This is a genomic window from Kitasatospora sp. McL0602, from assembly GCF_052076145.1.
In the GTDB taxonomy this organism is placed as follows: Bacteria; Actinomycetota; Actinomycetes; order Streptomycetales; family Streptomycetaceae; genus Kitasatospora.
This window is the reverse complement of record NZ_CP197246.1, coordinates 531,872-551,253: the sequence shown is the minus strand read 5'-3', so window position 1 is coordinate 551,253 and position 19,382 is coordinate 531,872. Positions and strand designations below refer to the sequence as shown.

Sequence of the window (19,382 nt, the reverse complement as noted above, 5' to 3'; positions counted from 1 at the left end):
CTGACGGCATCGGCGCGCCAATGGAGACGATAAGCATTTCATGGAGATATCGTAAAAGTAACTTATCGTAGTTAACGGTTACACTCGGTATGGAAGTCGGGGCTGTCCCGGCATTTGTCGAGGAGATGCGTGATGGCTGCCGTGACCATGGATGTGGACCGCTCCGATGTCGCCTACCGGGCCTGGCTCAAGGAGGCCGTCCGCAAGGTCCAGGCGGACGCCAACCGCTCGGCCGACACCCACCTGCTGCGCTTCCCGCTCCCCGAGGAGTGGGGCATCGACCTCTACCTCAAGGACGAGTCGACGCACCCGACCGGCAGCCTCAAGCACCGGCTGGCCCGCTCGCTCTTCCTGTACGGGCTCTGCAACGGCTGGATCCGCCCCGGCAAGCCGGTGATCGAGGCGTCCAGCGGCTCGACGGCCGTCTCCGAGGCGTACTTCGCCAAGCTGATCGGGGTGCCGTTCATCGCGGTGATGTCCAAGAGCACCAGCCCCGCCAAGATCGACCTGATCGAGTTCCACGGCGGCAGCTGTCACCTGGTCGACAATCCCGGCGAGGTCTACGAGGTCTCCGCCCAACTCGCCGAGAAGACCGGCGGCCACTACATGGACCAGTTCACGTACGCGGAGCGGGCCACCGACTGGCGCGGCAACAACAACATCGCCGAGTCGATCTTCCTGCAGCTCAACCTGGAGCCCCACCCCGAGCCCGCCTGGATCGTCGCCACGGCAGGCACCGGCGGCACCTCCGCGACCATCGCCCGGTACGTCCACTACATGCAGTACGACACCCGGATCTGCGTGCCCGACCCGGAGAACTCCTGCTTCTTCGAGGGCTGGGTCGGCCAGGACCCGGAGGCGGTCTGCCCCAATGGTTCCCGGATCGAGGGCATCGGCCGCCCCCGGATGGAGCCCAGCTTCGTCCCCGGCGCCATCGACCGGATGATGAAGGTCCCCGACGCCGCGTCGATCGCCACCGTCCGGCTGGCCGAGCGGGTGCTCGGCCGCAAGGCGGGCGGCTCGACCGGGACGGGCCTGTGGAGCGCTCTGCGGATCGTCGCCGAGATGCGGGCGGCCGGTCGGCGCGGCAGCGTCGTCACGCTCTTCTGCGACCCCGGCGACCGCTACCTCGACAAGTACTACTCCGACGAGTGGCTGGCGGCGCAGGGCATCGACATCGCGCCGTACACCGCCATGCTGGAGAGCTTCCTCGACGGGACGGGCCAGCTCGACTGATCCGGGGAAACCGCTGGCCGGGCCGGTGGTGAGTGTGATACTCAACGCTGCATGGAAGACCTTCTGACTGCACGTTTGATCCTGCACCCCTTCACCGCCGAGGAGGCCCGGCAGGTCGCCGCGGCCGACCGCCGCCCCGACAGCAACTGGGCCCCCGACTACCCGACCGAGGGCGAGCAGACCGGCGCCCGGATGTTCGTGCTCGCCTGCGAGGCCGTCGGCGACCCGCAGCCCTTCGGCGGCTACGAGATACGCCTCGCCTCGGACGGCTCGGCCGTCGGCGGCATCGGCTTCCACGGCGGGCCCGACGAGCGCGGCTTCGTCGAGATCGGCTACGGCCTCGCGCCGTCCGTGCGGGGCAAGGGCTACGCGGCGGAGGCGGTCCGTCGCATGATCGAGCTCTGCCGCGAGACGGAGGGCGTCAAGATCTTCGGCGGCAACACGGACCTCGACAACGTGCCGTCCCAGCACGTGATGGCCGCCGCTGGGCTCCAGCTCGTCCGCGAGGACGAGGCGCTCAAGTTCTACGAGCTCCCGCTCTGACCCCGGCGGGCTGACCGCCCTACCCGGCGAGGATCAGCTCGCGGACGTGCTCGCGGGCCGCGTCGGCGGCCTCGGCGGGGAGGGCGGTGTCCGTCACCCAGGTGTCCACCTCGGCGAGCTCGGCGAAGGTGGACAGGCCGACGATGCCCCACTTGGTGTGGTCCGCGACGGCGACCACCCGGCGGGCCGAGGCCACGAAGTTCCGGTTGGTCTCCGCCTCCGCCAGGTTCGGGGTGGAGAGCCCGGCCTCGGGGGAGAGCCCGTGGGTGCCGAGGAAGAGCAGGTCGAAGTGGAGCGAGCGGATCGCCCGGTCCGCGACCGGGCCGACCAGGGAGTCGGAGGGCGTCCGCACACCGCCGGTCAGCACCACCGTCGCCCCCGGCGCGCCGCTCTGCCGCTGCGCCCGTTCGAAGACATCGGCGACCCGCACCGAGTTGGTCACCACCGTCAACTGCTCGATCTCGGTGAGGTGCTGGGCCAGCGCGAAGGTCGTGGTGCCGCCGGAGAGCGCGATCGCGCTGCCGGGGGTGACCAGCTGCGCGGCGGCCAGCGCGATCTCCTCCTTGGCGGAGAGTTCCAGCGCCGACTTCGCCTCGAAGCCGGGCTCGTGGGTGCGGGCCTCCTCGACCACCACCGCGCCGCCGTGCACCTTCTCGATCACGCCGGAGCGCGCCAGCGCGTCCAGGTCGCGTCGGATGGTCATGTCCGAGACGTTCAGCCGCCGGGTCAGCTCGTTGACCCGGACGCCGCCGCGCCGCCGGACTTCGTCGAGGATCAGCGCTCGGCGCTGCTCCGCGAGCAGGTTGCTGTTGTCGGCCACGTGGTCTGCCCTCCCGATCCGGTACTACCGGCCCATCCTTGCAGACTCCCGGCCTGGAAGGTCGTCGGGGAGCAGGAGTTGCAGCTCCTCGGTGGAGGGTTCGGCGAACGAGGCGAGGCGCATGGCGTGCCGCTCGACCATCGTCTCGAAGACCTGACGGGCCGTCCGCCCGTTGCCGAAGCCCGGCCCGCGCTCCATCGCCGCGAAGTGCACCAGCAGCGCCTCGGCGGCCGGCTCGCTCAGTACGTACTCGTGCTCGACACACTGCGTCCGGGCGATCTGGAGCAGCTCGGCGGCGGAGTAGTCCGGGAAGGTGATGGTGCGGGAGAAGCGGGAGGAGACCCCGGGGTTGGCGGAGAGGAAGCGCTCCATCTCGACGGTGTAGCCGGCCACGATCACCACGACCTCGTCGCGGTGATCCTCCATCAGCTTGACCAGGGTGTCGATCGCCTCCCGCCCGAAGTCCCGCGCGCCGTCCTCGGGCGCCAGCGCGTACGCCTCGTCGATGAAGAGCACGCCGCCCCGGGCCTTGTCGAAGGCGGCCTGGGTGCGGATCGCGGTGGAGCCGATGTGCTCGCCGACCAGGTCGACCCGGGCGACCTCGACGAGGTGGCCCTGCTGGAGCACGCCGAGCGAGGCGAGGATCTCGCCGTAGAGCCGGGCAACGGTGGTCTTGCCGGTGCCGGGGGAGCCGGTGAAGACCAGGTGGCGGCGGAGCGAGGGGGCCTTCAGCCCGGCCTGGCGGCGTCGGCGGCCGACCGAGATCAGGTCGATCAGGGTGCGCACCTCCTGCTTGACGGTCGCCAGGCCGATCAGCGCGTCGAGCTCGGCGAGCGCCTCGTCGGCCGGGCGGCAGTCGGGGATCGGTGCGATCTGCGCACCCGCCGGGGCGACCAGCGGGGCGGGGGCGGTGGTCAGTTGGGCGGTGCGCGGCGCGGGCAGCTCGGCGGCGGCCGGGGCGACGTCGTCCGAGGTGCAGCCCTCCGTGACGGGCCCCGGCTCGGCGAACTCGAAGCCGGCCCGGCCGTTCTGCTCGGCCCGGCAGCGGGTCAGCTCGGTGCGGCAGCCGTCGATGATGTGGAAGCCGAAGCCCTTACCGCCCGAGACCCGGCAGTCCTCGAAAGTGCCCTTCCCCTGCGCGGAGACGTAGACGGCGGCCTCGGTCGAGCCGCGCACGGTGCACTCGCGCAGCTCCGGGTCGGCGCCCTTGGTGACGATCACCCCGGTCGCCACCTCGGAGATCTCACAGCCCGTCAGCCGCCCGCCGCTGCCGTGGTCTCGGAACCACAGGCCCGTCCCGGCCTCCTGGATGCGGCAGTCGGCGAGCGCGACACTGGCGCCGCCGCTGACCGAGACGGCGGAGCTGCGGATGCGGCTGAATGAGCAGTCCTTGGCGGTGGCGGAGGACTCGCGGTCCAGCACGAAGAGCGCGTCGGGAAGGTCGTGCAGCGAGCAGTCGGTGAGGGTCAGGCGGGCGCCGTCGCTGACCCAGACGGCCGGGTAGTCGCCGGTGCTGGAGTGGATCTCGCTGGAGAGCGCCTCGGCCAGGGTGCCGTTGTCCCAGACCGAGAGCGCGCCCCGGCCGAACTCCCGGACGGTGCTGTGCTCCAGCGTCAGCCGGGAGCGCCCGCGCAGGTCGGCGGCGTTCTCCGGGAGGTCGTGCACCCGGCAGCCGATCAGCACGAGCTCGGCCTCGGTGTCCAGCGTCAGCCCGTTGCCGGTGACCCGGCTGATGTCGCAGTCGGAGAGCCGCCCGCGCGCCTGCGCCTCGGCCTGCACGCCGCTGCCCCGGATCTCGTAGATCTCGCAGCCCGTCAGCTCGGCGCTGCTGCCCGGGTCGACGAGCAGCACCCCGGCGCCGCTCGCGTGGTGCAGGCGGGTGCGCTCGACCCGGGCGGTGGCGCCACCGAGCACGGCCAGCCCGGCCTGGCCGGAGTCGAGCACCTCACAGTCCTCGATCACGGCGGCGGCCCGCGCGCGCAGCCGGATGCCGAGCCCGGCCGGGTTGCTGATCTCGCAGCCGCGCAGGGTCGCGGTGGCCTGCTCGGCGATCTCGACGCCGACCGCCGAGCGGGTCTCCACCCGGCAGCCGGACAGCTCGGCCGCCGCCCCCGGGCCGGTGACGAGCACCGCCGGGGCGGAGCTCTCCGAGCCCTCGATCACCAGCCCGCGCACCACGGCCGCCGCCGTGACGGTGAGCGGGACGCCGGACGGAGGGTCCAGCCGGACGCTGCCGGGGCCTTCGGCGGGCTGGAGGGTGACGGCCTTGTCCAGCAGCAGGTTCTCCCGGAAGACCCCGGGCCGGATCGTCACGGTGTCGCCGGGCTCGGCCGCCGCGAGGGCCTCGCGCAGCGTCTCGTACTCGCCGGCCCGCCGCCGCCACCGCGAGGCGCTGTCCTGCGTCACGCGGACCCTGTGCTCAACCATCCTTGTGCTCACCCATGACGATCCGTCGCCCCACCTTCGTCTTCGTCGCGTACGTCGAGACCCGGCCCGCCCGCCGAACACTGCCTGCCTGCCGGACCGCTGGCTGTCACACTGCCGCCTGTCACACGGCTGCCCGGCTCACCAGCTACAACGAGCGGGCGGGCGCTCGGTTCCTCAGTGGCCGAACCGGTTCACTGCTCGGTCAGCGGGTCCGGGACGAGCCGGGGGCCGTCCTCCAGCACGGTGAACTCGTCACCGAGCCGGACGGTGCCCAGCAGGTCGCCGGTGACACCGGCCGGCCGCTCCGGGACGAGCTGGACGCCGAACGCCAGGCTCTTGTCGAAGCGGTGGTGGCGGCCGAGCGCGCGCAGCGGCTCGGGGCCCCGGCGCACGCCGGTCTCCTGGTCGGTGGTGGTGACCACGCAGCGGCCGCAGGGCTTGGTGACCCGGAAGGTCAGCTCGCCGACCTGGATGCGGCGCCAGCCGTCCTCGGCCCACGGCTCGGTGCCGGAGACCACCAGATTGGGGCGGAACCGCTCCATCGGCAGGGCCGCGCCCTTGCGCTCGTCGTCGGGGTGGTCGGCGGCCAGCAGCTCGTTGAGGGCGGCCAGCGAGGAGGTCGTGGTGATCAGCAGCGGGAAGGCGTCCGCCAGGCTGACGGTCTCGCCGGGCTGGGCGTACTTGGGGTTGACGGCGCGGCTCAGCGGGTCGTCCAGGTGCACCAGCCGGACGGCGCCCACCCGCCGCTGGAAGCGCTCGCCGAACCGGTCGGCGAACCACGCGCCGACCTCCGCCGGGGCGGCGGCGACCTTGAAGACCGTGCCGAAGACGTCCGCCTCGACCAGCGGTGCACCGGTGGCGACCGACGGCGCGGGGATCTCGATGCGCGCCCCGTCGGGTGCGGTGACGGTCAGGGTGCCGTCCGGCGCCCGCACGATCCGGAGCTGACCGAGCGTCGGCTCCTCGCGCTGGGTCACGGCCCGGCCGTTCTCGTCGACCAGCATCCAGCGCCGGTCTCCGGTCAGCCCCCAGGGCTCGACCTGGGCGCTCTCCGGGCTGAGCCGGTAGGCCGACTTGAGCGGGTAGACATGAAGTCCGATCAGCTGTGGCATGTGCTCATCCTAGGAGGTTGGGCATGGGCAACCGTCCCGCCCCTGGGCCCGGCAATGTGCAGCACGAAGGCCGCCCGGATCGGTGATCCTGGCGGCCTTCGTGGTCGACCTCATGCCCTGACGGCGCCGGCCCCCCTCGTGTGCCGGTACCGCTGATGACGGGCGGTGGTGCGGGAGCGTCAGTAGGCGTTCCCCTGGTACCCGGCCTGCGGGTACTGCGCCTGCTCGCCGTACTGTGCGGGCCTCGGCTGCGGCACCGGCCGCACCGGCGCGACCGGACCGGCCGTCGGGCGGAACTGGTTGCCGCCGAGGCTCTGGTCGGCGAAGCCCTGCGGGGCGGCCTGCTGCGCACCGAAGGCCTGGCCGCCGAAGCTCTGCTGCCCGCCGAAGGACTGGCCCCCGAAGGACTGCCCGCCCACGGCCTGGCCACCGAACGGCTGCCCGCCGAAGCCCTGCGGCGCGGTGGCGAAGGAGTTCTGGCCACCGAAGCTCTGGCCGCCCTGGGGCTGCGGGAACTGCGGCGCGCCCTGCTGCTGGAACGCCGGGGCCGGAGCCTGCGGACGCGGCTGCTGCACGTACGACTGCGGGCCGCCGTACCCGGGGGCGGGCGACTGCTGGGCCGTCGCGTAGCTGCCGGCGGACGGCTGCGGCGGGAGGTAGGTGGTGGCGGGTCCGCTGCTCGGCCCGGGGCCGAGGGCGAGCCGGGCCGGGGGCAGGGCGGGCAGGTTGCTCGCCGGGCTGTCGAAGCCCTGGGAGGCGTAGCCCTGGCTGCCGTAGGCCGAGCCGTAGCCCGGCTGGTAGCCCGTCGAGAGTGCCGGCGGCAGTGCGGCCGGCACGTTGATGGGGGCGATCTGCGGGACACCGCGCTCTGCGACGAGGCTGTCGTAGATGGGCGTGCCGGAGGAGAAGGACGGAGAGGGGTAGCCGACTCCGTCGTAGGAGCGGGGCGAGGTCATGGGGCATACCGTAAGCCCACAATGCGCCTGCTGAGGAGAGTGGGAGGCGGAGGAGTTCGAGTGTTTACACAGTCTTCGCTAGAACAGAACTCTCGAAAGTATGAATATCCGACATATGGGCGTCGACTTCAGGCCAAGTCCCCGCCGGTCGGCGGGTCGACAAACAGTCGACCATCGGTCGAACAGTCGACGAACGGACCGGGAGTCACCCCGCCGACACCCCCGGTGGCGGGCCGAGGGCGCGTGTCGGACCTCGACGAGCCCCCCACGGACACGGCCGGGCCCGGCAGGCAGCACGCCCGCCGGGCCCGGCCGGATCACGTCGCAGGCGTCAGCGGGTCTGCAGCGCCTGAGCCGGGAAGCCGGGGCGGCCCGCCAGCTCGGAGGTGCAGAACGAGCAGCGCACGGCAGCCACCGGGACGGCGCTCAGGCACTCGGGGCACTCCGTCTTCGCGACGGGCTTCGGCTCGGTCGGCTCGAACCGGGCCTGGAGCTTGCCCACCGGCAGCACCACCGCGAAGTAGATCACCGCGGCCACGATCACGAAGCTGATCAGCGCGTTCAGGAAGGCGCCGTACGGGAAGGTCGTCCCCGCGACGCTGAACGCCTCCTTGCTGAAGTCACCGATGCTGCCCGTCGCGACACCGAGCAGCGGGGTCAGGAAGGCGGTGACGAACCCGGTGACGACGGCCGTGAACGCCGCGCCGATGACGATACCGACCGCCAGGTCCACCACGTTGCCGCGCAGCAGGAAGCTGCGGAATCCCTTGAACACCGGGTGACTCCAAATCGTGCCAGGGCCGGCCGGGCCGACCTGTCGAGGGTGGGGCCGGAAGGCCCGACGGGCCATCCTTCCGACTCAACAGGCGTGTGGTCCAACCCAGTTCACCCGATCTGCCTAACGCCCACCCGGGCCGCCGGGCGGTGCGCCGACCCTCCGCGTACGTGCGAGCGGCGGGCCCGCCCGGCCCCCGTCCGGACGATCTCCGGCGGCCCTCCGATGGCTGGAACCCGATTGCCCGGGGTGCCCCACAGCCGGGAAACAGCCACCGGAGATCGCCTGTCGGCCTGCTTCGCCGAACGGCCTGCGCGGCGGGACAGCCCTGTGCCAGGGTCAGGCACATGTCCGACGCCGTGTCAGCCCCACCCCGCGTACTGCACCTGATCACCGACCCCCGGCGGCACGGCGCCCAGAACTTCGCCCGCGAGCTGAACGCCGAGCTCCGCCGCCGGGGCCAGCCCTCCGAACTGCGGGCGCTCCGCCCCACCGTCGGCCCCGACGCCGCCGCAGAGCCCTTCGACCCCTTCGACGACGCCCTGGTGCTGGGCCCGCGCACCCTGCGGGCCGTCCGCGAGGCCGCCCGCGAGGCGGACGTCGTCCTCGCCCACGGCTCCGGCACGCTGCCGGCCGCCGCCCTCGGGCTGCTCGGCACCGGGGTGCCGTTCGTCTACGTCGCCGGGGACGGCCTGCGCTGCCGCACCCGCGAACCGCTGCTGCGCACCCTCCCGCACGCCGCCCTGCTGCACTGCGGCGCCGCCGTGGCCGCCCCCTCGGACGGCGCACGGCAGGCGATGATGCGGCGCTTCCGGCTGCCCGCCGCCCGAGTCCGCACCATCTCCGGCGGCCGGGCCACCGAGCCCCGCCCCCCGCGCAGCCCCGAGCAGCGGCTCAAGGCCCGCGCCGAGCTGGGCCTGCCGCAGCACGGCCCGCTCGTCGCCTGGGTCGGCGCCGCGACCGCCGAGAAGCGCCTCGACCTCGCCCTGGAGATGCTCAGACGGCTGCCCGATCTGCACCTTGCCGTCGTCGGCGAGGACCAGGCGCCCTACCCCTGCCCGGGAGGCGCCCCCCGGGCCCACTTCCTCGGCCGCCTCGCGGACGCCGCGCCGCTCTACCGGGCCGCCGACTGCCTGCTGCTCACCAGCGACAGCGAGGGCGTGCCCGCCCAGCTGATCGAGGCCGCACTCGCCGGGCTGCCCGCCGTCGCCACCGACGTCGGCTGGGTCCGCGACCTCGTCCAGGACGGCGTGACGGGCGCACTCGTCCCGCCCGGCGACGCACCGGCCCTCGCCGAGGCACTCGGCCGCACCCTCGCCGCCGCCACCGAACTCGGCGCCGCCGCCCAGGAGAACGCCCTGGCCCGCTTCGACCTCGCGGCCGTCACCGACGCCTGGCAACTGCTGCTGCAACAGGTCGCCGGACGCTGACCGAGCCTCAGCCGACCGCGCCTCAACCGACCGTGCTCACCGCCCCCCTGTCCGGAAGGCGCCGGGCGCGCGCATACTGGCGGGCGCGGCCCGCACCCGCGCGACAGGGCCGGCACGGCCCGGCCCGGGGCGCCGCGACGCGGAAGGTCGGGGACAGACGTGGCAATTCTTGCGGTCGTCGTGGGGCTGGGCGTGCTCTGGATGGTGACCGGCGTGCGCGTGGTGCAGCAGTACGAACGAGGGGTGGTCTTCCGGCTCGGCCGGGTCCGCAAGCAGGTCCGCGAACCCGGGCTCACCCTGCTCGTCCCGGTCGTCGACCGGATGCGCAAGGTCAACGTCCAGATCATCACCATGCCGGTGCCCGCCCAGGAGGGCATCACCCGCGACAACGTCTCCGTCCGGGTCGACGCGGTGGTCTACTTCCGGGTGATCGAGCCGATCCGCGCCACCGTGGACGTCCAGAACTACACCTTCGCGATGTCCCAGGTCGCCCAGACCTCGCTGCGCTCGATCATCGGCAAGAGCGAGCTCGACGACCTGCTCTCCGGCCGGGAGAACCTCCACCAGGGCCTGGAACTGATGCTGGAGACCCCCGCCACCGCCTGGGGCGTGCACATCGACCGGGTCGAGATCAAGGACGTCGCACTGCCCGACTCGATGAAGCGCTCGATGGCCCGCCAGGCCGAGGCCGACCGCGAGCGGCGGGCCCGCATCATCACCGCCGACGGCGAGTTCCAGGCCGCCGGCAAGCTGGCGGAGGCGGCGAGCATGATGGACGCCACCCCGGCGGCGATGCAGCTGCGGCTGCTCCAGACCGTGGTCGAGGTCGCGGCCGAGAAGAACTCGACCCTGGTGCTGCCGTTCCCCGTCGAGCTGCTGCGCTTCTTCGAGGCCGCCGCCGGGAAGACCACCGCCCAGGCCCCGGCCCCCGCCCAGGTCCCGGTCCAGGCCCAGGTCCCGGTCCAGGCCCAGCCGACCGCGAGCGACTGACCCCGGACGACTGACCCGACCTAGCGGCGGAGCTCCTCGGCGACCCGGGCGGCGGCGGGTGCCACCTGCCCGCCCGCCCGGCCCCGGGAGGAGCGCGACAGTGCGACGTACAGCGCGGCCGCGACCAGGCCCGACAGCAAGAAGCTGACGTCGATCCCGCCGGTCAGCGACAACAGCGGGCCGCGGTAGACCGGGGTGTCGACCGCGCCCAGGCCGACCAGGCTGCCGACTGCCCAGGCGGTCGTCGCAGGGATGCTCCAGCCTGCCCGGTACCAGTAGACGCCGCCCTTGGTGCGCTGGTTGTAGACCTGGAGGGACTGCCGGTCGTAGTCGCCCCGGCAGCGGCGGAAGCCGATCAGGGTGATCACGGCCCACGGCGTGCCGATCGCGGTCAGCACCAGGACGAACGAGGTCACCACGTCCTGGGCGCTCCACACGAAGTGCCCGAGGAAGACCAGCACCGTCGCCAGCGCCGCGACCACGTAGGTGGCCTGGCGGCGGCTGGCGCGCGGCAGGATGGCGTCCAGGTCCAGGCCCATGCTGTAGAGCATCAGACCGGTGTTGCCCGCGCTGCCCAGCAGCCCGTTGACCAGCAGCGGCAGCAGGAACCAGGCGGGCGCCCCGGCCAGCAGGCTCGCCACGTAGTTGTCACCGGCGCCCGTAGCGACGGCGGTGAAGGTGCCGAACAGCTGCGGGATCAGCAGGCCCACGAAGAGCCCGCCCGCCGTCGCCCACAGCACCTTGCGCGAGCTGTGCCGGGCGGGGGAGACGTACCGGGTGTAGTCGCCGAGCAGCGTGATGAACGCGATCGGCCCGCTCAGCCCGGCCGACACGACCGCCAGCAGCCAGGTCGGCCAGAAGCCGCCCAGCAGGTACGAGCCGTGCGCGGAGGCGTCGAAGTGCGGGGCGAAGGCGATCAGGCCCGCCAGCAGCAGGCCGGACATCGCCCACATCAGCACCTTCTCCAGCCGCAGCAGCAGCCGGTAGCCGAAGACCGCCGCCGTCGCGCTCAGCACCGCCAGCACCGAGTACGTCACCACGTACGCGGCGCCGTTCGTCGGCAGGCCGAGCAGCCGGTTCAGGGCGCCGACCACCACGTCGCCGCCGACCCAGAGCGAGAGCGCCGTGTAGCCGAGCGAGAGCAGCAGGCCCACCAGCGAGCCGATCAGCCGGCCCCGGACGCCGAAGTGCGCGCCGCTGCTGGTGGAGAGGTTGGTCGCGGTGCGCAGCGAGATCAGCGCGAGCGGCGCCGTCAGCAGGATGCCGAGCGCGGTGCCGAGCACCAGGGCGCTGGTGCTGGCCCAGAACGACAGGCCGAAGGAGACCGGCAGCCAGCCGAAGACCACCACGCCGAAGGCGAGGTTGGAGCCGATCAGGATGCTCAGCACGTCCCGTGGGGTGCTGGTCCGTTCGGCCTCGGGGATCGTCTCGACACCGTGCTGTTCGATCAGTCCGGCAGAGGGGGAGTGCGACATGGAGGTGGTCTTCCTGGTCTCCTCGACTCGGCGGCCCGAGGGGGGACGGGCAGCCGGTGGCTCCACGGACGTGACTCTCGCGGGCTTGTTCATGATTCGGGTCGGGGCCCTTCGGGCACAATGTCGGATCATCCACGAGCATGGGTGGCTTGCCCGGATTTGTCTGTGCGGTCGTACCGCCACAAGGTCGACCAAACTACGCCGACCGGGTGATTTCGGGGCCTGCGGCCGACCATGGTTGGCCGGTGGCTCTCCGTCACTGGCAGGCTACGGCCGTGACTTCCTCGCCGCTGACACGCTCCCTGCTGCGCACCGCCGTCCTGCTCGCCTTCACCGGCAGCAGCCTGCTCACCGTGCCGACCGCGCTGGCCGCAGTGCCCCACGCGGGTCTGCCGCACGCCGTCGGTCCGCAGGGCAGCGCCCCGCAGGGCAGCACCAAGTACGCCCGGCTCGTCCACCCGCAGCCCGTCCCTTCGGCGGCGACCCGGGACGCCGTCGAGTTCTTCTGGTACGACTGCACGCACTCCGAGCAGCTCGAGGCCCCGCTGGAGCGGTGGGCCGAGCGCCACCGGGCGGACGTCACGCTCCGGCGCGTCCCCGCGGTCTGGCCCGGCGGCCCCGACGAGCGGGCCCAGCGCGCACACGCCCGGCTCTACTACGCGCTGGAGCGCCTCGGCGTCGTCGACCGCCTCCAGGCCGACACCTTCCGGGCCGTCCACGACCAGCACACCGACCTGACCACCGAGGACCTCGCCACCGCCTGGGCCGGGCGGCAGGGCCTGGACCAGTCCCGCTTCCGCGCCGCCTACCGTTCCCCGGAGGTCGACCGCGCCACCAACGACGCCCCCGCGCTCTTCACCCGCTACGAGGTCGCCGAACTGCCCACCGTCGTAGTCCAGGGCCGCTACCGCACCGGCCCCGGCGCAGCCGGTGGCGTCGACCAGGTCCCACCCGTCCTCGACCGCCTGGTCGCTTCGCGGGAGTAGCTGTGCGCCCCTGGCCCGCGCCCCTGGCCCGCGCCCCTGGGGTTGACGCCCCGGCGCGCGCTAGCGCCTCCGCAGGACCAGCGTGACGAAGCCGTCCGTGCCCCGGTCGGCGAGCCAGGCCGTCCGCTGCTCGGCGGCGAGGGCGGCGACCTCCGCGTCGTCGTGGTCGAGGGCCCAGGCGGCGAGAGCGCCCGTCCGGGCCCAGGCGTACGCGTCCAGCTCCTCCTGGCTGCTGATGTGCCCCTGGACGGGCACCCAGCCGGCGGCGGTCACCTGCTCCACCAGCCCGTCGGGCCCGCGCCCCGTGAAGGGCGCGCCGACCACCGCGACACCGCCCGGGGCCAGCCAGTCACCGACGGCGGCGAGCAGCGACAGCACCCCGCCGAAGACGCCCGACGCCCCGACGCCTAGCACCACCTGGAACGGCTCCGGTGGCCGGAAGTCACGGGCGTCCTGGTGGTGCAGCCCGATCCGCCGGGCGACGCCGAGCAGCTCGGCGGCCTCCCGGGCCCGGTTCAGCCGCTCGGGGTCGGTGTCGACCCCGACGGCCCGCAGCCCGGGGTGGGCGGTGAGGGCCCGGAGCAGCCACGGCGCCTCGCCGCAGCACACCTCCAGCACCCGTCCGTCGTCCGCGCTCGCGCCGTCCGCCCATCCGCCGTCTGCCCGGCCGGTGCAGGCCAGGTCGAGCAGCCGCCGGACGGTGCCGTCCGAGAGTGGTGCGGTGACGGGGTGGTGGGAGTGGGCGATCCGCGCTGTCTGCTGACGCTCCATCGGCCCAGTGTGACGGAACGACTGTCGGAATGTCAGTCCGGCTGCGGATAGGTCCGGCCCTTCCAGGCCGCCCCCCGCCCCCGCCAGTGCTGCACCGCCGAGTCCACCGTCATCAGCAGGTACAGGAATGCCGTGAACGGCAGCAGTACCGCCGACCCCGCCGGCTGCCCGTAGTACCGCACCATCGGCAGGAACGTCCCCGCCATCAGCACCCAGGCCGCCCCACCCGCCACCAGCACCCCGGGCGCCCACCCCAGCAGCCCGACCAGCACCGCCACCGGCGGCACCAGATACACCAGCGCCAGCCCGAGCACCGTCCCGGCCAGCAGCAGCGGCGAGTACCGCAACTGCGCGTACGCGCTGCGCGAGACCATGCGCCACAGCTGCGCCAGCTCCGGGTACGGGCGGACGCTGTCCACCTGCTCGGCCAGCCCCAGCCAGGTCCGGCCCCCCGCGCCCTTCACCGCCCTGGCCAGTGACACGTCGTCGATCACCGCCCCCCGGACGGCCGCCACCCCGCCCGCCCGCTCCAGCGCCGAGCGCCGCACCAGCGAACAGCCCCCGGCCGCCGCCGCCGTCCGCGCGCCCGGCCGGTTGCTCCGCCGGAAGGGGTACAGCTGCGCGAAGAAGTACACGAACGCCGGGACGACGAGCCGCTCCCAGCCCGTCGACACCCGCAGCCGCGCCATCTGCGACACCAGGTCCAGCCCGTTGCTCTCGGCCGCCGCGACCAGCTCCGCCAGCGAGGTCGGCCCGTGCGCGATGTCCGCGTCCGTGAGCAGCAGGTACTCGCACTCCCCGGCCAGTGCCACGCCGTGCCGCAGCGCCCAGAGCTTGCCCGTCCAGCCCGCTGGCAGCGGGGGAGGGGTGGTGACGGTGAGCGGCAGCCCGCCCCCGGCGCCGTCCCCGCCGCCAGCGCCGAGCCGCTCGGCCAGCGCGCCCGTCCCGTCACCGCTGTGGTCGTCCACCACGATCACCCGGGCCCGGCCCGGGTACTGCTGGGCCAGCAGACTCGGCAGGCTGACCGGCAGCACCTCGGCCTCGTCCCGCGCCGGGACGACGATCGCCACCGACGGCCAGCGCGCGGGCGGACGGCGTGGCGGGAGCCGCTGGTCGGTGCGCCAGAAGAAGCCGTGGCAGCACGTCAACCAGAGCCAGCAGAGCAGGGACGAGGCCGAGATCCACAGCAGCACGGTCACCCCGGCAGTCTGCCGCACCGGGCAGCCGGAGGGCGGTCGGCCGGGCTGATGCCAGTAGAGTTTCGCCCTATGAAGATCGCAGTGATGGACTCCGGCATCGGTCTGCTCGCCGCCGCAGCGGCGCTGCGCGGACTGCGGCCCGACGCCGACCTGGTGCTCTCCTCCAACCCCGCCAGCATGCCCTGGGGCCCCCAGACCGCCGAAGAGATCACCGAGCTCGCGCTCGGCTGCGCCCGCGCCGCCGCCGCACACCGGCCGGACGCCCTGGTGGTCGCCTGCAACACCGCCTCCGTGCACGCCCTGGACGTGATGCGGGCCGAGCTGGAGCCCGGCATCCCGGTGATCGGCACCGTGCCCGCGATCAAGCCCGCCTCGGCCGTCTGCCGCCGCGTCGCCATCTGGGCGACCCCGGCCACCACCGGCAGCCCGTACCAGCGCGACCTGATCCGTGAGTTCGGCGGCGCCGCCGAGGTCACCGAGGTCGCCTGCCCCGGCCTGGCCGACGCGGTCGAGCACGGCGACACCGCCGCCATCACCGCTGCCGTCGCGGACGCCGCGGCCCGCACCCCGGCGGGCACCGACGGCATCGTCCTCGGCTGCACCCACTACGAGCTCGTCGAGGACGTCATCCGCGCCGCAGTGGCCGCGACAGCGGCGCCGACCCTCCGCTTCTTCGGCTCCGCCGACGCGGTTGCCGCCCAGGCGCTGCGCCGGATCGGCCCGGCGGCGGCCCGCCTCGGCACCGGCACCCTCACCGTCCTGCACGCCGGGCAAGAAGCCACTCTCCCGGCCGCCGCAGCCCGTTACTCGGCGCTGGGGCTGGCCGTTCGCTAGCACCGCTAGCACCGCTAGCACCGCTAGCACCGCTAGCACCGGCAGAGCCTTGCGTCGGCGCCTCAGCCGTGGGCGGCCAGGCTGCTGCGCCAGCGGTGGAGGGTCGGTTCGAGGCCCGAGAGGATGGTGTCGAAGCGGCGGATGCTGGTGGTGGAGTCGACCTGGAGACGGCTGATCCGCAGCGGGTGGGCCGGGAGACGGGGGCCGAGCCGCTGGTCGGAGAGGAAGCCGAGCCGGTAGCCGAGCTGGCGGAGCACCGCGTCGGCCCGGGGGTCGTGGCCGCCGTCCGGGTAGGCGAACGCGGTGGGTGCCTCGCCGAGCCACTGGGTCAGGGCCAGGTGCGCGCCGGTGATCTCCGCCCGCACGGTGGTGCCGTCGCAGCGGCTGAGGCTCGGGTGCCCGAGGGTGTGGTTGCCGATCGCGATGTCCGAGCCGCGCAGCACCCGCAGGTCCTCCGGCCGGAGCTGCTCCTGCGGGGGCGCCTGCCGGTCGGCGCTCACCCGCAGCTCGTGCAGGCTGCGGCGGCGGTCCGGATCGGGCAGTGCCTTGAGCCCGGCCAGCAGTCGGCCGGGCTCGGTGCGGGAGCCGAGCGAGCGGGCCCGGCCGCCGTGCCGGGCGAGGAACTCCGCCTCGTGCCACCAGAACGGCTGGTCGGTGCCGATCAGCTCGGCGATGACGAACGCGGCCGCCGGGATGCGCCGCGAGGCCAGCTCGGGCAGGGCATGGGTGAACACCGTACGGTCGGCGTCGTCGAAGGTGATCAGCACGCTGCGCGGCGGCAGCGGCCGCCCCTCGGCGACCGCCCGCTCGACCGCCTGGAGCGAGACCGGGGTGGCGAGTCGGCGCAGTCGGTCGAGCTGGGCGCCGAACGACCGGGGGTCGGTCACGCCGTGGTACGCGAGGACGGCGAGCCGCCCGGCGGCACGGGCTCGGAACAGCGGCTGGACGGGGGAGAAGCGCAGCCAGTGCGCCCGGCCCCGGCCGGTCGGCGGGCCGGTGACGGCGCCCGGCGGCAGGTTGGTCATGGTCGTGGACAAGGAATACGGCACGGTTCCCCCCTCGGTCGCCCTGACGGCGCGGCGGTACCGCCGGAGGACCGGACCCGGGCCTCCGACAATCGGGCGGCGGCGGCTCCGCCTCCCGACTCTGCGGCCTGCGACGGGGGACTCCCAACCCGTGTCGAGGCCGTTCCTGGATCGCTCAATGTAGTGGAGACCACTGACTCACGACGAAGGTTGTACGGCAGTCGGCAGCTTTTCGCGGCGAGGCGCGCGGTGGTTTTGCGAAGCCCGCACCGTCGGCTCCCCTGCACCGGGGCGGGTCGGCTGCCTTCGGACCTCCCGAGGTATACCGTGGGTTCCATGGCCGAAACCCAACGTGATCAGCCGGCGCCCCGGGCGCCGGGGCGCTGGAGCGGCGGCGCCCTCGACCGGCACCCGCTGCTGCTCGCCACCGTCGGCGCGGCCTGCATCGGGGTGGGCATCATGATCGCGGTGGTCGTGCCGGAGAGCGACGGCCCGGCGTGGGTGATGGCCGTCGCGGGCTGTCTGGCCGCCGGGGTGATGCTGCTGGGCCGGGTCGCCTTCGCCCGGCTCCGGCCGGGCAGTCGCGCCGCCCTCTAGGGCGGGCCCGACAACCCCTGCCCGACAACCCCTGCCCGGCAGGCCCCGGCAGACACCACCCGGCCGACGGGCCTCGGCTGGTAGGCCCCGGCCGATAGGGTCGGCCCATGCCTATTCCGCCGTTCCTGGCCGAGCTCCGTTCCTTCGTCGGCACCCGCCCGCTCTGGCTCTCCGCCGTCGGGGCCGTGGTGGTCGACGACACCGGCCGGGTGCTGCTCGGCCGACGGGCCGACAACGGCCGCTGGGCGGTGATCGGCGGCATCCTCGACCCGGGCGAGCAGCCCGCCGACTGCGTCGTGCGGGAGTGCTTCGAGGAGGCCGGGGTGGTGATCGCCCCGGAGCTGCTGAGTTCGGTGACGGTCTCGCCGATGCAGCACTACCCGAACGGTGACCAGGCCCAGTACCTGGACCTGACCTTCCGCTGCCGGCTGGTCTCGGGCGAGGCCCGGGTCAACGACGACGAGTCGCTGGAGGTCGGCTGGTTCGCCCCGGACGCGCTGCCCGAGCTGGACGACTACTCCCGGGAGCGGATCGCCGTGGCCCTCGCGGCCGGGCCCGCGACGGTGTTCTCAGCCCTCGGCTGAGCCCTGGATCTTGCGCTGGCGGTACATCTCCTCCGCCGCGTCCAGCACCGCCGTCAGGTCCCCGCCCGCCGTCGCGGTGGCGACGGCGGCGACCGCGCCCTCCACGAAGGGCGCGTCCGCGAGCCGTACGGGGAAGGGCAGGCCGTGCTCGTCCGCCTCGGCGAGCAGCGCCTGTACGGTCTCCACGGCGCCGCCCAGGTCGGCGAGGACGGCCACGCCGTGCCCCTGGTCGACCCGCCTTGCGGCCGCAGCGATCAGGACGGCGCTGGCGCCCGGCCCGTCCGCGAGGCGGCCGCCGGTGGTGGCGACGGGCGCCGGGTCGGCGTTGCCGCCGAGGGCCACCGCGAGGGTGCCGACGGCCGAGGCCAGCTCCTCGCTCTGCGAGACCAGCACCACGCCCACCCGGCCATGGCCGGAGGGGCGGGTGGGCGTCTCCCCGCCGTCGGCGGTGTCCGGGGTGTCCGGGGTGTCCTGGGCCGCCTCGGCGTCCTGCTGGCCCGGCGTGGTGGCGGAGGGCGCGGCCGAGATCGGGATCACCTCGGCGCGGTGGGCGTCCCTGCGGTCCATCGGCTGCTCCTGAGGGAACGGGGCATGAGGGCAACACTCTCGCAGCCCGCGCGCCCGCTAGCACACTCGCCGCCCCGAAGCGCCGCGATCCGGGCATCTCGGCCCGTGCGGAGGAGGCTTGGGCGGAACGGCCCCCCGCCGGTGGGGGCGTGGCTACGCTGGGAAGCCGGACGAGGACGACCGCGGGAGGAGCTGCAGCGTGGCGGCGAACATCGGTACCAATGTGGAGAGCAACCGGAAGCCCGAGCTGGATCTCACGGGGGCCGACTGGCTCTCCAGCAGCCACGGCGTGGGAGATGTCCAGATCGCGTTCGTGGAGGGCTTCATCGCGATGCGGGACGCCCGTCGGCCCGAGGGGCCCGTCCTGGTCTTCACCCCGGGGGAGTGGCGGGACTTCGTCCTCGGGGCCCGCGACGGCGAGTTCGACCTGACCTGAAACGCGGGCCTGCGCTCTGTGTCAATCCCAGATTTGTCGTTGACTGTTCGACAAGGAACAGCTCACAGTATGAGCAGCAGGCAGACGCCGTGCCCATCGCCCCCACGCGACCGAGCACGGCGCCTGCTGTGATGCCCGGCACGAGTGCCGGACTCCTCCCGAGGTGAATCCCGAACGCACCGGGGTGCGCCGGCCCGCCTCGGCCCCGAAGGGCCGAACAGTCGCCGGGAGGCGGTGGCTCCGGCGTCCGAGAGCGACTCGGGCGCTGGCGCCGGGTGCCCGAGATCCGCACGCCCCCACGCGGCGGTGTCCCGGGCAAGGTTCGCGGTGCGACGGGCCGGGGCCCCGCGAACCTGGCTTGTGAAGTCTGGTGTCAGCTTAGGTGTATCTGTCAGGTCTTGAGTGAAGTTCTGACGTCGTTCTGACGTGCTTCGAACGATCTTCCGAATGGTCTGACGGTCTGTGGACAACAGGAACTGCTCAGGCGGTTCAGGTGTGTCGCACGACGATGTACATGGTTGCGGAACGCGCACACAGGCGCGCTGCGACGTGCCGCCCCCCGGTGGATCGAGTCCACAGCGGCTGTCGTGCAGAACCGAACGTAGCCCGGACGGTTGCT

At 73.5% G+C, this 19,382-nt stretch carries 19 protein-coding genes; 9 read left to right on the top strand and 10 right to left on the bottom strand.

From position 1 onward, the window contains the following. The first annotated feature begins 132 nt into the window (after nt 1-132). Together ACR68M_RS02605 and ACR68M_RS02600 are read left to right on the top strand one after the other, a co-directional pair. Entirely contained in the window at nt 133-1,236 is a 1,104-nt protein-coding gene (locus ACR68M_RS02605) for a PLP-dependent cysteine synthase family protein (RefSeq protein ID WP_441248730.1), read from the top strand. Between the two features lie 51 nt (nt 1,237-1,287). Then, a complete protein-coding gene (locus ACR68M_RS02600; RefSeq protein WP_441248729.1) occupies nt 1,288-1,779 on the top strand; it encodes a GNAT family N-acetyltransferase in 492 nt (163 codons plus the stop codon). Between the two features lie 19 nt (nt 1,780-1,798). Here the strand turns inward: ACR68M_RS02600 and ACR68M_RS02595 are convergent, their stop codons facing one another. From ACR68M_RS02595 to mscL, 5 genes are all read right to left on the bottom strand, one after another. Continuing rightward, on the bottom strand, nt 1,799-2,599 hold the full coding sequence (locus ACR68M_RS02595; RefSeq protein ID WP_441248728.1) for a DeoR/GlpR family DNA-binding transcription regulator: 801 nt from the start codon (nt 2,597-2,599) through the stop codon (nt 1,799-1,801). 24 nt (nt 2,600-2,623) lie between these two features. Continuing rightward, nucleotides 2,624-5,026: a right-handed parallel beta-helix repeat-containing protein gene (locus tag ACR68M_RS02590; protein WP_441248727.1), complete on the bottom strand. Its 2,403-nt coding sequence runs from the start codon at nt 5,024-5,026 to the stop codon at nt 2,624-2,626. 191 nt (nt 5,027-5,217) lie between these two features. Further along, a complete protein-coding gene (locus ACR68M_RS02585) occupies nt 5,218-6,138 on the bottom strand; it encodes an MOSC domain-containing protein (RefSeq protein WP_441248726.1) in 921 nt (306 codons plus the stop codon). 179 nt (nt 6,139-6,317) lie between these two features. Further along, nucleotides 6,318-7,094, bottom strand: coding sequence for a DUF6643 family protein (locus tag ACR68M_RS02580; protein ID WP_441248725.1), 777 nt, complete (start codon nt 7,092-7,094; stop codon nt 6,318-6,320). Nucleotides 7,095-7,425: 331 nt separating this feature from the next. Further along, nucleotides 7,426-7,869, bottom strand: coding sequence for a large conductance mechanosensitive channel protein MscL (mscL, locus tag ACR68M_RS02575; RefSeq protein WP_441248724.1), 444 nt, complete (start codon nt 7,867-7,869; stop codon nt 7,426-7,428). A 347-nt stretch (nt 7,870-8,216) separates the two neighbouring features. Here mscL and ACR68M_RS02570 point away from each other — a divergent pair, with 347 nt between their 5' ends. Then, entirely contained in the window at nt 8,217-9,299 is a 1,083-nt protein-coding gene (locus ACR68M_RS02570; protein ID WP_441248723.1) for a glycosyltransferase family 4 protein, read from the top strand. Between the two features lie 201 nt (nt 9,300-9,500). Beyond that, nucleotides 9,501-10,289 (top strand): slipin family protein, encoded by a 789-nt coding sequence (locus ACR68M_RS02565; protein WP_441251495.1) that lies wholly within the window; start codon nt 9,501-9,503, stop codon nt 10,287-10,289. A gap of 20 nt (nt 10,290-10,309) precedes the next feature. Here the strand turns inward: ACR68M_RS02565 and ACR68M_RS02560 are convergent, their stop codons facing one another. Then, the gene (locus ACR68M_RS02560) at nt 10,310-11,764 is read right to left on the bottom strand and encodes a purine-cytosine permease family protein (RefSeq protein ID WP_441248722.1); all 1,455 of its coding nucleotides are present in this window, start codon (nt 11,762-11,764) and stop codon (nt 10,310-10,312) included. A 275-nt stretch (nt 11,765-12,039) separates the two neighbouring features. On the opposite strand from ACR68M_RS02560, the gene ACR68M_RS02555 reads away from it, so the two are divergent. Continuing rightward, nucleotides 12,040-12,750 (top strand): thiol:disulfide interchange protein DsbA/DsbL, encoded by a 711-nt coding sequence (locus ACR68M_RS02555; RefSeq protein ID WP_441248721.1) that lies wholly within the window; start codon nt 12,040-12,042, stop codon nt 12,748-12,750. A gap of 60 nt (nt 12,751-12,810) precedes the next feature. On the opposite strand, the gene ACR68M_RS02550 is transcribed toward ACR68M_RS02555, so the two are convergent. Together ACR68M_RS02550 and ACR68M_RS02545 are read right to left on the bottom strand one after the other, a co-directional pair. Next, nucleotides 12,811-13,521, bottom strand: a complete 711-nt coding sequence (locus ACR68M_RS02550; protein WP_441248720.1) for an SAM-dependent methyltransferase — start codon at nt 13,519-13,521, stop codon at nt 12,811-12,813. A 32-nt stretch (nt 13,522-13,553) separates the two neighbouring features. Then, a complete protein-coding gene (locus ACR68M_RS02545) occupies nt 13,554-14,720 on the bottom strand; it encodes a glycosyltransferase (protein WP_441248719.1) in 1,167 nt (388 codons plus the stop codon). Between the two features lie 69 nt (nt 14,721-14,789). Between ACR68M_RS02545 and ACR68M_RS02540 the strand changes: the two genes are divergently transcribed. Next, nucleotides 14,790-15,554, top strand: a complete 765-nt coding sequence (locus ACR68M_RS02540) for a glutamate racemase (protein ID WP_441248718.1) — start codon at nt 14,790-14,792, stop codon at nt 15,552-15,554. A 62-nt stretch (nt 15,555-15,616) separates the two neighbouring features. Here the strand turns inward: ACR68M_RS02540 and ACR68M_RS02535 are convergent, their stop codons facing one another. Beyond that, a complete protein-coding gene (locus ACR68M_RS02535) occupies nt 15,617-16,603 on the bottom strand; it encodes a polysaccharide deacetylase family protein (protein WP_441248717.1) in 987 nt (328 codons plus the stop codon). Between the two features lie 312 nt (nt 16,604-16,915). On the opposite strand from ACR68M_RS02535, the gene ACR68M_RS02530 reads away from it, so the two are divergent. Together ACR68M_RS02530 and ACR68M_RS02525 are read left to right on the top strand one after the other, a co-directional pair. Then, a complete protein-coding gene (locus ACR68M_RS02530) occupies nt 16,916-17,176 on the top strand; it encodes a hypothetical protein (RefSeq protein WP_441248716.1) in 261 nt (86 codons plus the stop codon). A gap of 107 nt (nt 17,177-17,283) precedes the next feature. Further along, nucleotides 17,284-17,760: an NUDIX hydrolase gene (locus ACR68M_RS02525; protein ID WP_441248715.1), complete on the top strand. Its 477-nt coding sequence runs from the start codon at nt 17,284-17,286 to the stop codon at nt 17,758-17,760. Here the strand turns inward: ACR68M_RS02525 and ACR68M_RS02520 are convergent. After that, a complete protein-coding gene (locus ACR68M_RS02520; protein ID WP_441248714.1) occupies nt 17,746-18,327 on the bottom strand; it encodes a PTS-dependent dihydroxyacetone kinase phosphotransferase subunit DhaM in 582 nt (193 codons plus the stop codon). The genes ACR68M_RS02525 and ACR68M_RS02520 overlap by 15 nt on opposite strands. Before the next feature lie 199 nt (nt 18,328-18,526). On the opposite strand from ACR68M_RS02520, the gene ACR68M_RS02515 reads away from it, so the two are divergent. After that, a complete protein-coding gene (locus ACR68M_RS02515) occupies nt 18,527-18,763 on the top strand; it encodes a DUF397 domain-containing protein (RefSeq protein ID WP_441248713.1) in 237 nt (78 codons plus the stop codon). Nucleotides 18,764-19,382 lie beyond the last annotated feature (619 nt).

Bases quoted from the DNA above. Each gene is read 5' to 3' on its own strand.
- ACR68M_RS02560 (WP_441248722.1), bottom strand. From the start codon at position 11,764: ATGTCGCACTCCCCCTCTGCCGGACTGATCGAACAGCACGGTGTCGAG.
- ACR68M_RS02585 (WP_441248726.1), bottom strand. From the start codon at position 6,138: ATGCCACAGCTGATCGGACTTCATGTCTACCCGCTCAAGTCGGCCTAC.
- ACR68M_RS02600 (WP_441248729.1), top strand. From the start codon at position 1,288: ATGGAAGACCTTCTGACTGCACGTTTGATCCTGCACCCCTTCACCGCC.
- ACR68M_RS02590 (WP_441248727.1), bottom strand. From the start codon at position 5,026: ATGGTTGAGCACAGGGTCCGCGTGACGCAGGACAGCGCCTCGCGGTGG.
- ACR68M_RS02570 (WP_441248723.1), top strand. From the start codon at position 8,217: ATGTCCGACGCCGTGTCAGCCCCACCCCGCGTACTGCACCTGATCACC.
- ACR68M_RS02520 (WP_441248714.1), bottom strand. From the start codon at position 18,327: ATGGACCGCAGGGACGCCCACCGCGCCGAGGTGATCCCGATCTCGGCC.
- ACR68M_RS02550 (WP_441248720.1), bottom strand. From the start codon at position 13,521: ATGGAGCGTCAGCAGACAGCGCGGATCGCCCACTCCCACCACCCCGTC.
- ACR68M_RS02580 (WP_441248725.1), bottom strand. From the start codon at position 7,094: ATGACCTCGCCCCGCTCCTACGACGGAGTCGGCTACCCCTCTCCGTCC.
- ACR68M_RS02565 (WP_441251495.1), top strand. From the start codon at position 9,501: ATGGTGACCGGCGTGCGCGTGGTGCAGCAGTACGAACGAGGGGTGGTC.
- ACR68M_RS02525 (WP_441248715.1), top strand. From the start codon at position 17,284: ATGCCTATTCCGCCGTTCCTGGCCGAGCTCCGTTCCTTCGTCGGCACC.
- ACR68M_RS02605 (WP_441248730.1), top strand. From the start codon at position 133: ATGGCTGCCGTGACCATGGATGTGGACCGCTCCGATGTCGCCTACCGG.
- ACR68M_RS02530 (WP_441248716.1), top strand. From the start codon at position 16,916: ATGGCCGAAACCCAACGTGATCAGCCGGCGCCCCGGGCGCCGGGGCGC.
- ACR68M_RS02540 (WP_441248718.1), top strand. From the start codon at position 14,790: ATGAAGATCGCAGTGATGGACTCCGGCATCGGTCTGCTCGCCGCCGCA.